The organism is Phaeobacter sp. CAU 1743, from assembly GCF_039839315.1.
Lineage (GTDB): Bacteria > Pseudomonadota > Alphaproteobacteria > Rhodobacterales > Rhodobacteraceae > Phycobacter > Phycobacter gallaeciensis_A.
In genome coordinates this window covers 22,152-35,174 of record NZ_JBDOQR010000019.1, presented here as the reverse complement: position 1 = coordinate 35,174, position 13,023 = coordinate 22,152, and the positions used below count along the sequence as shown (strand labels likewise).

The window sequence follows — 13,023 nt, the reverse complement described above, 5'->3', positions numbered from 1 at the left end:
TAACAGATGTTAGAAAAATTGGTCAACAACTGAATCCGCTACCAAAGGAAACCGATCAGACAGCCGCGTACTCTGCGGAAAAGCTTCGAAGACCGTTTTGATCCTGACACCAGACTGTCCCGGAGGTGCCGGTCTCTTCATTGTGCAGTTGCAATTCGCAGGGCAGGGTGAGTGGCGCGAGGCCGCGGAACGAAAACCGGTGGGGCGATGTTTTCAACGCATCCGCCGCCAGATTCAGAAGCAGCGTGGCCTGCAATGGGCCATGCACAACAAGCCCGGAATAGGCTTCGGTTTCGGTGGCGTAGACGTAATCATAGTGAATGCGATGGGCATTGAACGTCAGCGCCGAATAGCGAAACAGAAGAACAGGATCCGGTGTCAGCGTCGATCTAAGCGTGGTGGGGTCACCCGCGTCAGCTGCGCTCTCGCCCGTGCGGGGGGTGGAAATCTCACGATAAACGATCGTTTGCTGCTCCCGGATACAAAGCCGGTTGCCACTCAGATACTCATGTTCGACGGTCACAAACACCAATGGTCCACTACGGCCCTGCTTGGCCACAATATCCCTGATCGAAGAGCGCCGGGTGATGGTTTCGCCGATTTTCAGCGGCGCGATATGTTTAACATCGCCGCCGGCCCACATCCGGGCGGGCAGCGGGACAGGGGGTAGGAATCCACCCCTTGCGGCATGGCCGTCTTCTGACAGGGCGGTCGCTGGCACGGTATCAAGGGAAATGCACCAATGAATTCCCAGCGGGACATCGCCTGATCCGTCCCAAAGATGCGGACCGAGCGTGGCGCGGAATTTGTCGATCAGCCCCTCCGTCAGAACGTCTTCTTTAGTCTCGGTGCGTCCCAGCCAGGGCGCCAGCGCGTCAAGGTCGATCTCACCCATAATCCTGGCCTTCAGAACGATCTTGGCATGCCGAGGATATGTTCTCCGACATATGACAGGATCAGGTTGGTCGAGATCGGGGCGACCTGATAGAGGCGCGCCTCGCGGAACTTGCGCTCGACATCGTATTCCCGTGCGAAACCGAAGCCGCCATGGGTCTGGATGCAGGCATTGGCCGCTTCCCAGCTGGCCTCCGAAGCCAGCAGCTTGGCCATATTCGCCTGTGCTCCGCAATCCAGCCCAGCATCGAACCGCCTGCAGGCTTCAAAGCGCATCAGATTGGCGGCCTCGATGTTCACATAGGACCTGGCGATAGGGAATTGCACGCCCTGGTTCTGGCCGATGGGGCGGTCAAAGACCATGCGGTCGCCGGCATAGGTGCGGGCCTTGTCGACGAACCAGTATCCATCACCGATACATTCCGCCGCAATCAGGGTACGTTCGGCGTTCAGCCCGTCAAGAATATGGTAAAATCCGCGCCCCTCGGTCCCGATCAGGTTCTCGGCGGGGATTTCCAGGTTGTCGAAAAACACTTCATTGGTTTCGTGGCCGGGCATATTGGCGATGGGGCGGACCTCCATGCCGTTGCCGATCGCCTCTTTCAGATCGACCATGAAGATCGACAGGCCCTGCGATTTCTTCTTGACCTCGGCCAGCGGCGTGGTGCGTGCCAGCAGGATCATCAGGTCGGAATGCTGGATACGGCTGATCCAGACCTTCTGGCCATTGATCTCATACCGGTCGCCCTTTTTCACCGCCGTGGTCTTCAGTTTGGTGGTGTCGGTGCCGGTGGTCGGTTCGGTCACGGCCATGGATTGCAGGCGCAATTCGCCGCTGGCGATGCCGGGCAGATATTTCTGTTTCTGCTCCTCCGAACCATGCCGCAGCAGCGTGCCCATATTGTACATCTGCCCGTGGCAATGGCCCGCGTTGCCGCCGCAGCGGTTCACCTCCTCCATGATGATCGAGGCTTCCGTCAGGCCCAGACCCGAGCCGCCGTATTCTTCTGGGATCATCGCGGCGAGCCAGCCCTCGCGGGTCAGCGCATCGACGAATTCCTCGGGGTAGGTTTCATCCTCGCCGAACTTGCGATGATATTCTGGCGGAAACTGCGCGCAAAGTGCGCGCAAGGCGTCGCGCAGATCGGTGTGAGTGTCTGGGGCTGACGTCTGCATCGGTTACTTCGCTCCTGAACCCGACGTTTCAAGAATTTCCTGCTCGGCACGCTGCCAAAGCTCATAGGAAATCGGGTTTTCGCTCTCTTCGAGGATATGACCGACCAGACCGATGGCGCGTGCCATGACGCCAAAGCCCCGCACGATCTTCCAGGGGAAGCCAAATTCACAGCAGATTGCTCCGATCGCCCCGGTGGCGTTAATCGGCAGCATCTTACCCGATTTTTCTTCGGCAACGGCCTGAATTTTCTGGATCAACTCGATGTATTCACCGGACTTGCCGTTCTCGGCAGCGATCTGGAACAGGCGAGGTGTGCGCGGATCGACCGGCTTGTGCACCGGATGTCCGAGCCCCGGCACGATCATCTTGCGGGCGCGGAATTTTTCCACCGTCTCGACGGCCAGCGCATCCAGATCGACACCGGTGCCCAACTTGTCCTGTGGCAGTGCCTCGTAAAGCATTTTCGAGGCACCTTCCATAGAACCGACAAAGACGGTGCCCAGCCCACACAAGCCAGCCGCCACAGCCGCCTGAAGCGATTCCGGCGCCCCCATATAGGTCATCCGCGCCGCCAGGGCCGATGGCGTGATGCCATGTTCGACAAGGGTGATGATGATGGCGTTGAAGACGCGGCTTTCCTCGAGCGTGGCCTTGCGGCCCGTCAATTGCAGAAAGGCCAGATCGCCCAGGTTCATGTGGCCGAGGATTTCGTTCGGCAAGTCGAGCCCGCGCACGCAGATCTTGTCGGGGGTGCTCCAGGCAATGTCGGAGCTGATTTTTTCTTTGCGTTTTCCCATTAGACCGGATCCCACGAAAAGACATCCGCCGAAACTTCGAGCGGTGTGAATTGCGATTTGAGCGCGGGAATGGCGCGCTCGGCGATTTCATCGGCGGTCCAGCCGTCACCGGAGTGGACGGACCGGAGCGGGCGGGGCTGGTTGAACAGGAATATCTCGTTCATCCGCACTGCAAAGATTTGCCCCGACACATCCGCCGCGCGGTCGCTCATCAGGTAACAGGCCATCGGCGCGACCTTGGCGGGGGTCATCTTCTTGACCTTCTCGACCCGCGCCTTCTGTTCCTCCGTGTCGGTCTTGATCGACGATATCATCCGGCTCCAGGCGAAGGGCGCGATGCAGTTTGACCGCACGTTCCAGCGTTTCAGGTCGAGCGCTACCGATTTCGAGAAGGCCGCGATGCCCAGCTTTGCCGCCGAATAATTCGCCTGCGCCAGATTGCCGATCAGCCCCGAGGTCGAGGTCATGTGCACGAGCGCGCCGCTTTCCTGTTCGCGGAAATAGTCGGCGGCCGCGCGGCTGGTATTGAAGGCACCATAAAGATGGACCTTCACCACCGCGTCGAAATCCTCATAGGTCATCTTGTGGAAGTAACCGTCGCGCAGAATGCCGGCGTTGTTTACCACCGCGTCGATGCGACCGAATTCCTTGACCCCGGCTTCGATCATCGCGCGCGCGGCATCGGGATCGGTGACAGAGCCGCCATCGGCAATGGCATCGCCCCCAGCGGCCCTGATCTCTTCGACGACTTTCTGCGCCGCAGTTTCTGTCTGACCGGTGCCTTTCAGGGATGCGCCCAGATCATTGACCACCACGGCGGCGCCTTCGGTAGCTGCCATCAAGGCGATATCACGCCCGATCCCACCGCCGGCCCCGGTGACCAGAACGACCTTTCCGTCAAGTGCTTTTGTCATCTTCTTGCTCCCTCAGCGTGACTTGCGGTATTTGTCCAACCCGCCGGTGTGCATGACCCGGCCCATGAGCGGCACACCGATGATCTCTTCTGCTTTGACCGCCGCTGCGATCAGCTTGTCCAGATCAATGCCGGTTTCGATGCCGAGCTCGTGACACAGGAACACTGCATCCTCGGTGCAGACATTTCCTGCGGCGCGCGCGTGGCCGTGGCCCGCGAAAGGACAGCCGCCAAGACCGGCGACGGAGCTTTCGAACATGTCCACGCCCATCGACAGGGCCGCATAAACGTTGGCGATCCCCAGCCCACGTGTGTCATGGATGTGCATACCGATGCGCGCCTCGGGCGCCAATTCGCGCAGGGCGCCGATCATCCGTTTGACCGCCTCGGGGTTTCCCCAACCCATGGTGTCGGCGACCACGAGGATCGGCACGGGGATGTTCTCTTCTTCGCATAGCTGAAGGATAAAGCGGAAATCGTCCAAGATGCGTTCTTGGGGGATGGGGCCCTCGAGGTTGCAGCCGAAAGCGGTCATCACATAGGCCGCGTCGACGGTATATCCCTCTTCCTTGTAAAGACGGACCCAGTCACGTTGTTTTTCCCGCATCTCGACCGAGGAACAATTGTTGTTCGATTGGGCGAATGCTTCGGAAGGATAGAACAGCAGACGCGGGTCGATATCGACCTCATGCGCGGTCAGGGCCTTGCGAAACCCTTTGTCGTTCAGCCACAGCGATGTGTAGTTCACGCCCGGTTTGCGCTTGATACGCTGGAACAACTCGCCGGTGTCCGCCATCTGAGGAACGTATTTCGGGCTGACAAAGCTGCCGACCTGAATGCGTTTCAAGCCGGTTTCGCTGAGCATGTCGATCAGTTCGATCCGCTCTTCGATCGGGTAAATCTTCTTTTCGATCTGAAAACCCTCACGCGGGCCTTCTTCACGAAATTCTACGAATTTGGGAAAGTCGCTCATTTCATCACTCCTCGGATGGCAGGATCTCGGCGATGACCTGGCCGCGATCGACCATGTCCCCATTCGAGACGGATATATTGCTGGCGATCCCGGCCGCGGCCGCCCGGATCGAGATTTCGAGTTTCATGGATTCCATGACCGCGACCACGTCGCCTTCGGCCACGCTCTGACCGTCGGAGACCTTGATTTCGACAATCATGCCGGTCAGCGGAGAGGTCACGGCGCGATCCGCCGCGGCATCGCCGCCGGCAAAGGCAAGGGGCGCGGCGGGCCGAAAGACCAGGCGGCCTTCGGGCGTATCCAGTTCGATCACGCCCGCGTGCAGGCGCGCGTCGATCAGATGGACGGTGTCGCCTTCGCCGACACGCCAACGGCCCGGGGTCAGTTCACGTGCCGACAGTATCAGCGCCTCGCCTTTCTCCGAACGGATGGTGTACTTGGCACCCGGTTTGACAGGACTGACGCGCAGTTCTTCGGATACCTCGTCAGAATCGGTAAGCGTCACGCGCTGCCCCGCTTCAATCGCATCGCCGCCCAGTCCAAGCCGCCAGCCGGTAAAGGCATCACGGTTGGTCCAGGGATTGGCGTCTGTGTCGCTGCGCGACTGGGTCACGAAGAGAATGGCAGCGGTCGCCTTCCACAGATCTGGGCGGGTCAGGCCGGGTGCCTGTGTCAGCTCATCCAGCCTGCCGTCGATCCAGCGGGTATGCACCTGCATCCGTTCGAATTCATGGTTTCGCGCCAGCGCCGTCAGAAAGGCGCGATTGGTTTCGACACCTTCGACCGCGACATGATCAAGCGCCGTGGCTAGACGTGCCAATGCGGTTTCCCGGTCGGGCGCGTGCACGATCAGCTTGGCGATCATCGGGTCGTAGTAGGGCGTGACGGCATCGCCTTCTTCGACGCCGCTGTCGATGCGCAGGCCCGATGGCAGGCTGAGCGTGGAGAGCGTGCCCGTCGACGGGGCGAATTGCATCGCCGGATCTTCGGCGTAAAGCCGCGCCTCGACCGCGTGGCCGTTGATCGTCAGATCGTCCTGCACCAGTCCAAGGCCCGCGCCTTCGGCAATCCGCAGGTGAAGCGCGACAAGGTCCAGCCCGGTGATCGCTTCGGTGACGGGATGTTCCACCTGAATGCGCGGGTTCACCTCAAGGAAGAAATACTCGCCACCCGCGACCAGAAATTCGACCGTGCCCAGCCCGCGATAGTCCAGCGTTTCGCCCAAGCGCACCGCGTCGCGTGCGATGTCGTCCAGAAGCGTTCGGGGCAGACCCCAGGCCGGGGCTTCCTCGATGACCTTCTGGTGGCGGCGCTGAAGCGTGCAATCGCGTTCGAACAGATGCACCACATGGCCCTTGCCGTCACCTGCGATCTGCACTTCAACATGGCGCGCCTCGGGCAGGAAACGCTCCAACAGCAGCCCTTCGGAGCCGAAGGTGGATTTTGCTTCGCGCAGCGCGCCTTCGATGTCCTCGACCAGCGTGGTCTCGTCAGTGACGAGCCGTTGTCCGCGCCCACCACCGCCGCCGACCGCCTTGAGCAGCACCGGCAGGCCCATTTGGCGCACCTCCTCGGCAATCTGCTCGGGATCGGACCGCGCACCTTCGGCGCCCGAAATCACCGGGACGCTGGCCGCCACGGCGGCCTCTTTGGCGCTGGCCTTGTCGCCGAAACGTTCAAGCGTTTCCGGCGTCGGCCCCATGAAGATCATGCCGGCGGCTTCGACCGAACGAGCAAAATCGGGGTTTTCGGCCAGAAAGCCATAACCGGGATGGATCGCATCCGCGCCCACTGATTGCGCAGCGGCAATCACCGCGTCGATTTTCAGATAGCTCTGGGATGCAGGTCCGGCGCCGATACAGACAGATTTGCCAATCTCGCGGACATGCAGGGCATTGACGTCGGCCTGCGAATGCACGCCGACGGGAATGATACCGCTTGCCCGCGCAGTGCGCGCGATCCGGCAGGCAATTTCGCCGCGGTTGGCGATCAGAAGCGTCTTGATTTTCACGGTTCGCTCCTCACATCCTGAACACGCCGAAGTTGGTTTCGACCTTGGGTCTGCGCGATGTTACATCCAGCATCAGCGCCATGACGTCACGGGTCTCACAGGGCTCGATCACGCTGTCGATCCAAAGGTTGGAAGCAAAATTATAGGCCCCCTGAAAATCTTCGTATTCCTTGCGGATCGGTGCCTTGAAGGCTTCCTCCTCCTCGGGGGTCCAGCTTTTGCCTTCGCGTTCGTTGATCTGCGCGCGGACCTGAGCCAGCACGCTGGCGGCCTGTTCCGGCCCCATGATTGCCGACCGTCCCGTCGGCCAGGCGAACATTGCGTCCGGCTGGAACGGGCGGCCCAGCATCGCCAGGTATCCCGCGCCGTAAGAGCCACCGGTGATGATTGTGAATTTCGGCACCCGGGCCGAAGACATGGCCGTGATCATTTTAGCACCGGCCTTGGCAATGCCCATCTGCTCGACCTCGCGGCCCACCATGAAGCCGTTCACATCGGCCAGGAACAGCAGCGGAATATCACGCTGGACGCAGAGATTGATGAAATGCGTCGCCTTCAGCGCGGCTTCGACGAAAAGCACGCCTGTATTGGCGATGATCCCGACCTCGTGGCCGTGGATGCGCCCCCAGCCGGTCATGATCGTGTCGCCATAAAGCGGCTTGAATTCGTGAAAATCGCTGCCGTCCACCAGCCGCGCGACGATCTCGCGGTTGTCTGTCGGCACCCTGGGATCGCGGCTGACAATGCCGTAGATTTCCTCGACCGGATAGGCCGGCGGGCGCGGCGCGGCGGGCGTCTTGCGGGGCCGGGGCTTTTCGCCCAGATGGCTGACGATCTCGCGGGTGATGGCCAGGGCGTGGGCGTCATCCTCGGCCAGATGGTCGGTCACGCCCGACACCGACGAATGCATCTTGCCGCCACCCAGTTCTTCGGCTTCGACCTTTTCGCCGGTTGCGGCAAAGGTCAATTCCGGTCCGCCCAGATACATAAAGCCCTGACCGCGCACGATCACCACTTCGTCACAGAGCGCGGGAATATATGCGCCACCCGCGGTGCAGGGCCCCATGACCACGGCGATTTGCGGCACACCATCGCCCGACATGCCGATCTGTTGGTGAAAGATGGACCCGAACTGGCCTTCGTCAGGAAAGATGTTTTCCTGATCCGGCAGGAAGGCACCGCCGGAATCCACGAGGGTGATGACGGGCAGACGGTTCTTCCATGCGATCTTCTGGGCGCGCACATGCTTGCGGGAAGTCATGCCGAAATAGGTGCCGCCCTTTACGGTGGCATCATTGGCGATGATCATGCACTGACGGCCTTCGATCACACCGATGCCCGTGATGATGCCCGCGCCCGGTGGCACGCCTTCATATTTGTTCAACCCGGCCAGCTCGCCGAGTTCCAGGAATGGTGTACCCGGGTCGATCAGCCTTTCAATTCTTTCGCGCGGCAGGATTTTGCCTTTGTCCACATGACGTTTGCGCGCCTTTTCGGGGCCGCCGACGCGCTGTTTGAGCCGGAGGGCATGTAGTTCATCGACCTTTTCGCGGTAAGACACGTCGTTGGCGCGGAAGTCGTCGGACCCGGTGTCGAGAAGGGATTTCATTCTTGTCATGGCAGGTCCGGATATTCTCTCAGAACGAAGGCGACCTTGGCGGCACCGGGTTTCTCAAAGGTGTCGGGCGCGACAAGGTGAACGTCGGCCTTGAAGACAAGGGCATCGCGCAGGCGCTGCTCGATTTTCTTCTTGAGCGCCTGGTCATCCGCGGCGTCGCGGTCGGGACCGCGTTCGACGATCACCGTCAGCGCGCCCTGCGTGGTGTGACCCTCGAAATCGGCCACGATGCGCATGACGCCGTTGGTCTCCGGCACCATCTCGGTGATCACGCTGTTGATGGCCGAGGGAAAGACATTGGCCCCGCGCACGATCAGCATGTCGTCGGTCCGGCCGGTGCAGCGGATCTTGGGCCCGGTGCGCCCGCAGGTGCAGTCGGTGTCGAGAACCTCGATGTAATCGCCCGACCGGAATCGCACGAGCGGGCTCGCCCGACGGCCGAGCGCGGTATAGATCATCTCGCCCTCGGCACCCTTTTCCCAAGGGATGATTTCTCCGCTTTCGGGGTCGAGCAATTCGGTAATGATGTAGTCCATGTTGACCATATGCATCCCCGACTGGGCATCGCATTCAGCCCAATAGGTCACACCCAGATCGGTGCCGCCCAGCATCTCACAGCATTTCGCGCCCCAGGCCGCTTCGATCTTGGCCCGGATGGCGGGAATGCCGCCGCCGGGTTCGCCACCGACGATGATCTGTTCGACGCCCAGTTCACTGGCTTTGCAGCCGAGCACTTCGGGCGCTTTGTCAGCCAGGTGCAGCACGAAATTCGGCGCGCCGACGATGCAACGCGGGCGCGTGTCGGCGCAGGCGCGCAGCAGCCGTTCCACGCCACCATCCGCCCCCACAGGCACGTCGATTGCGCCCATGTACTGCAACCCCTGCATCACCGGAATGCCGCCGACAAAACCCTTGGCCAGCGAAAACGCATGCAGCACCATATCGCCGGACCGCACGCCATTGGCAAAGAAACAGCGCGCCGTCATCTCGTGCCACATCTCGGTATCGGCTTCGGTCAGCGCCACGTAAGACGGGCTTCCGGTGGTGCCGGACGAGGCCTGCATCTGGATGATATCGGCCATCGGCGCGGCCCGGTGTTTGCCGAACGGCGGTTCGGCGGCCAGGCTTTCGCGGATCTCGGTCTTGTAGGTATAGGGCAGTTTCTGGAGGTCTTCGATGGTGCGGATATCGTCGAATTCCACACCGGCTTTCGCGAACTTCTCCTGATAGAAAGTCGAGTTTGCCTTGAGATAGGCCATCTGATCGCGCAGCCGCTCTTCCTGAATACGGCGCACCTCGTCGAGCGGCGTGCCCTCGATCGCGTGCCAGAAGCGATCATTTACCTTGTCGGCGGCATCTTCCCGCCGGAAGCGCATTCCAAATTGCATGTCGTTCTCCGTTCCAAGCCGTGGCGATCAATAGGATCGTGGCAGCCCCATGACCTTTTCGCCGATAAAGCTCAGGCACAGTTCGCGGTTCACCGGCGCTGTGCGCAGCAGGCGGACCAGCGGGTACATCTCATAAAGCCCCGTATCTTCGGTAAAGCCCGATCCACCATGCGCCTGAAGCGCCGCGTCGACCGCTTCGATCCCGGCTTCGGCGGCGGCATATTTCGCCATGTTCGACGACGCACCGGCAGGCAGCTTGTTGTCGAACTCCCATGCCGCGCGCCGGGTCATCAGGCTGGCCATCTCGACCGCTGTGTGCGCCTTGGCCATCGGGTGCTGCACGCCCTGGTGCGCACCGATGGGTTGGCCGAACACATTGCGCTCGGAGGCATAGGCCACGCCCTTGTTCAGGGCGAACCGGCCGATGCCGCAGCACAAGGCGGCCAGGATGATACGCTCGGGGTTGAGGCTGTCGAACAGGATCGAGAACCCTTCGTCCACCTCGCCGACCACATCCTCGGGGCCGAGATCCACATCGTCGAAGAACAGTGTCCACTGCTCCTCGGGCAGGGGGATCGAGATCTTCACCCGCTGCTTGTCGACGCCTTTTTTCTTCAGATCCACGGCGAACAGGGTAAAGCCGTCGGTCTTGCGGCTGACCTCGGTATGCGGTTTGGTCCGCGCCACCACGAGGCAGTAGTCGGCCACTTCGGCCCCGGTGATGAAGGTCTTTTCGCCCGACAGGCTGAACCGGTTGCCTCGACGCTTGGCCAGCGTAGTGGCCTTCATCGTGTTCGACCCGGCCCCCGGTTCAGTGATCGCGAAACAGAACTGGATATCACCGCGGCAGGCAGCCGGCAGCAGTTCTTTCTTGTGGAACTCGCTTCCGTGGCTGGCGATATGGGCCAGCGACATGGTCGGCCCGACCACCATCATCAAAAGCGGAATGCCGTGATTGGCGGTGCCCTCCATGAACAGGGCCATTTCGGTCATACCAAGGCCCGCGCCGCCATATTCCTCGGGCACCATGATGCCGAGGAAGCCGTCATCGGCGATCTGGCGGAACATTTCGTGCGGAAACTCGTGCTTGCGTGCGTGTCTCAGCCAGTAATCGTTGTCGAACTTCTGCGCCAGCTGGCCGCCATAGTCGTAAATCTGGCGTTGTTCGTCGTTCAAAATGAAATCCATGTTTCGTCCTCAAGCCTTGAATTCGGGGGCGCGCCGGTTCTCGAATGCATCGAGGCCCTCCGCCACGTCATCGCTGGGCAGTGCGCGCACGGCGGCATCGCGCTCAAGCCGCATCTGCTGGTCGATACCAAGGTCCGCGCCTTCGCGCGCCAACCGCTTCATCTCGGCGATGCCGGGACGTGAACGGGTGGCGATTTTCTCGCAGTATTCCAGCGCAGACTTGTGCAGGTCCGCATCCGGCACGATGTAGTTGACCAATCCGGCCTCTTTGGCCTCGTCCGACTTGAGCCAGCGGGCCGAGAACATCAGGTCGAGCGCCCTGCGCTGCCCCATCAACCGTGTCAACCGCTGCGAGCCACCCCAACCGGGAATCAGCCCGAATTGCGCGTGCTGATCGCCAAACTGGGCGCTTTCGGCCGCGAAACACACATCGCATGCCAGCATCAGTTCGATCCCGCCGGCCAGACACAACCCCTGCACTGCCACCACGACAGGGAGGGAGGAGGTTTCAAGCGCACGCAGGTTGTTCATGCCAAAGGCGATGAAATGGTCCAGCGCGGCGGGATCGTTCAATTTACCTTTCACTTCCACCAGATCGGCACCGGTGCAAAAGTGCTTGCCCTGCGCCCGGATGAGGATCGCCCGAATAGCGGGGTTCGCCTCGAATTCCGCACGCGCGACAGAAATACGCTCATGCACCTCAAGTGATAGGCAATTGAATTTCTCGGGGCGGGCCAGTTCGATGATGCCGGTGTTGCCCTCGGAAGTGACGAGGATGGGGTCGCTCATTTCGAGGCTCCCTTCGCCTTCTTGTCATACTGCAGCGCCATGCGACCGACCTTCTCGCGGGCGATCACCAGCTTCTGAATCTGCGCGGTGCCGTCGCCGATCTGAAGGCCGAGAACGTCGTTGTAACGCTGGTGGTGGGGCAGGTCGGTGGTGTAGCCGTAATGTCCGTGCAGGATCAGGCACTGGTGCAGGATCTCGCAGGCGGTTTTGGGCAGGTACCATTTGCACATGGCAGCCTGAGAGGTGTGGGGCAGGCCACAGTCGCGCAGGTCCAGCGTGTAATAGCAAAGCTGGCGCATCATGGTCAGTTGGGTCTCGGCCTCGGCCAAGGGAAAGCTGACACCCTGATACTGCACGATCGGGGCTCCGAATGCCTCGCGCTCCTGAACGTAGGCCCAGGTTTCATCCACCGACGCTTGCGCGGCCCCCAGGCACTCCAGCCCGATCAGTGCGCGGGAATAGTCGAAGCCCGCCATGATCGTGCCAAAAGCACGGTCCTGTTCCGCCATCATGTTTTCAGCCGGCACGAAAACATCGTCAAAGAAAACCGAGCCGCGCCCGACAGGCTTGGTGCCGATGTCGTCAAAATGGGTGCGCTTGATGCCTTCCTGGTTCAGATCGACGAAAAAGGCGCTGACCCCGCGTGAGCCGCCGTCAGGATCGCCGGTACGGGCAAAGACGACCGCCGCATCCGCCTGACTGGCAAAACTCATGGATGTCTTTTCACCGTTCAGCCGCCAGCCGTTGCCGGATTTCTCGGCCCTCAGAATCAGGTTCGCCGCATCCGAACCGCCACGCGGCTCTGTCAGGCCCAGACCAATGACGGCATCACCCGAAACAACCTTGGGCACCCATTCCGACGCGATGTTCTTGGAGGCATGTTTGGCAACCATTCCGCCCATGAGAGAGCCCAGAAGCTGCACGTAACTTGCGTTGAAATCGGCATAGGCGATCTCTTCGACGATCAGCCCTGACGTGACAGAGCTTTCGCCGAGTCCCCCGAATTCCTCGGGCAGATCGGCCCCGATCAGCCCCAGTGCGCCCATCTCCTTGATCAGCGCACGGTCGAATGTATGGCCGCTGGCGCGTTCTTGATATGTGGGCGCAAGCCTTTCAGTTGCGAAGCGCTTTGCGGTCTCGCGAAACGCCTTCTGATCGTCTGTAGGCTGGAATTGCATCGGTGCTCCTCCCCATGAGCGAAAATCTTCTTTCCAAAAAAATCTAACAAATGTTAGAATGTAGATCAAGTGCAGTTTTGAGGAGGAGAACCAAAGT

11 protein-coding genes are annotated in these 13,023 nt (G+C 60.9%); all 11 read right to left on the bottom strand.

From position 1 onward, the window contains the following. Window positions 1-55: 55 nt before the first annotated feature. Genes AAFO90_RS09595 through AAFO90_RS09545 form a run of 11 tightly spaced genes read right to left on the bottom strand, consistent with a single transcriptional unit; the run spans window position 56 to window position 12,926 of the window. Window positions 56-895, bottom strand: coding sequence for a MaoC family dehydratase N-terminal domain-containing protein (locus tag AAFO90_RS09595; protein WP_027264394.1), 840 nt, complete (start codon window positions 893-895; stop codon window positions 56-58). Between the two features lie 11 nt (window positions 896-906). Further along, window positions 907-2,070, bottom strand: coding sequence for an acyl-CoA dehydrogenase family protein (locus AAFO90_RS09590; RefSeq protein ID WP_027264395.1), 1,164 nt, complete (start codon window positions 2,068-2,070; stop codon window positions 907-909). A gap of 3 nt (window positions 2,071-2,073) precedes the next feature. Next, a complete protein-coding gene (locus AAFO90_RS09585; RefSeq protein ID WP_027264396.1) occupies window positions 2,074-2,868 on the bottom strand; it encodes a citryl-CoA lyase in 795 nt (264 codons plus the stop codon). Continuing rightward, window positions 2,868-3,782, bottom strand: coding sequence for an SDR family NAD(P)-dependent oxidoreductase (locus AAFO90_RS09580; protein WP_027264397.1), 915 nt, complete (start codon window positions 3,780-3,782; stop codon window positions 2,868-2,870). The genes AAFO90_RS09585 and AAFO90_RS09580 overlap by 1 nt, the downstream gene beginning before the upstream one ends. Window positions 3,783-3,794: 12 nt before the next feature. Then, window positions 3,795-4,754 carry a hydroxymethylglutaryl-CoA lyase gene (locus AAFO90_RS09575; RefSeq protein ID WP_347509270.1) on the bottom strand — a complete coding sequence of 320 codons (960 nt, stop codon included), beginning with the start codon at window positions 4,752-4,754 and terminating at the stop codon, window positions 3,795-3,797. Between the two features lie 4 nt (window positions 4,755-4,758). Then, window positions 4,759-6,765 (bottom strand): biotin carboxylase N-terminal domain-containing protein, encoded by a 2,007-nt coding sequence (locus AAFO90_RS09570; protein WP_027264399.1) that lies wholly within the window; start codon window positions 6,763-6,765, stop codon window positions 4,759-4,761. Between the two features lie 10 nt (window positions 6,766-6,775). Then, window positions 6,776-8,383, bottom strand: a complete 1,608-nt coding sequence (locus AAFO90_RS09565; protein ID WP_027264400.1) for a carboxyl transferase domain-containing protein — start codon at window positions 8,381-8,383, stop codon at window positions 6,776-6,778. After that, a complete protein-coding gene (locus tag AAFO90_RS09560) occupies window positions 8,380-9,771 on the bottom strand; it encodes an AMP-binding protein (RefSeq protein ID WP_027264401.1) in 1,392 nt (463 codons plus the stop codon). The genes AAFO90_RS09565 and AAFO90_RS09560 overlap by 4 nt, the downstream gene beginning before the upstream one ends. A gap of 27 nt (window positions 9,772-9,798) precedes the next feature. Further along, window positions 9,799-10,959, bottom strand: a complete 1,161-nt coding sequence (locus AAFO90_RS09555) for an acyl-CoA dehydrogenase family protein (RefSeq protein WP_027264402.1) — start codon at window positions 10,957-10,959, stop codon at window positions 9,799-9,801. A 9-nt stretch (window positions 10,960-10,968) separates the two neighbouring features. Further along, window positions 10,969-11,748 (bottom strand): enoyl-CoA hydratase/isomerase family protein, encoded by a 780-nt coding sequence (locus AAFO90_RS09550; RefSeq protein WP_027264403.1) that lies wholly within the window; start codon window positions 11,746-11,748, stop codon window positions 10,969-10,971. After that, entirely contained in the window at window positions 11,745-12,926 is a 1,182-nt protein-coding gene (locus AAFO90_RS09545) for an acyl-CoA dehydrogenase family protein (protein ID WP_027264404.1), read from the bottom strand. The genes AAFO90_RS09550 and AAFO90_RS09545 overlap by 4 nt, the downstream gene beginning before the upstream one ends. Window positions 12,927-13,023 lie beyond the last annotated feature (97 nt).